General features: G+C 63.4%; 1 protein-coding gene and 1 pseudogene. Both read left to right on the plus strand.

Translation table 11 applies throughout. From position 1 onward, the window contains the following. Positions 1 to 237: pseudogene (locus AHIS1636_RS20310) on the plus strand (benzoate 1,2-dioxygenase large subunit); the annotation flags it as partial. A 13-nt stretch (positions 238 to 250) separates the two neighbouring features. Beyond that, a partial coding sequence (gene benB, locus AHIS1636_RS20315; RefSeq protein WP_264797686.1) for a benzoate 1,2-dioxygenase small subunit occupies positions 251 to 686 on the plus strand: 436 nt, incomplete at its 3' end.

Below are 686 nucleotides of genomic sequence, written 5' to 3' on the forward strand. Positions count from 1 at the left end.
ACCTACCTCGCCGAAACCGCCAAGTGGAATGACCTGAGCCGCGGCGTCGCGCACCAGCTCAACGGCCCGGACGAACAGGCCAAAAAGATCGGCATCAACCCGATCTCCAGCGGCGCCAAGACCGAAGACGAAGGCCTCTACCCCGTCCAGCACGGCTACTGGCTTCGGAGCATGCGAGAGGCTCTCAAGGCCGAAGAGGCCGAGGCCGCCGCAGCCGCCGACACCAACCACGCCTAAGGAGCCTCCAGCCATGACCGCCACCGCGCAACAGTCCTCCACCGTCGCACTTGAAGATATCCAGCAGTTCCTCTACCGGGAGGCGCGGTTCCTGGATGACCGCGAGTTCGAGAAATGGCTCGACTGCTACCACCCGTCCGCCGAGTTCTGGATGCCGGCCTGGGACGACAACGACGAACTCACCGAGGACCCGCAGCGCGAGATCTCGCTGATCTACTACTCCAACCGCGGCGGCATCGAAGACCGCGTCTTCCGCATCCGCACCGACCGCTCCAGCGCCACCAGCCTGCCCGAACCCCGCACCGGGCACAACATCACCAACGTCGAAATCATCGAACAGCGCGACACCGAAGTCGACGTCCGCTTCAACTGGTTCACCCTCTACTACCGCTACAACAACGTCGACACCTACTTCGGCACCTCGTACTACACCATCGACACCTCCGGCA

Source organism: Arthrobacter mangrovi, from assembly GCF_026011795.1.
Classification (GTDB): Bacteria; Actinomycetota; Actinomycetes; order Actinomycetales; family Micrococcaceae; genus Crystallibacter; species Crystallibacter mangrovi.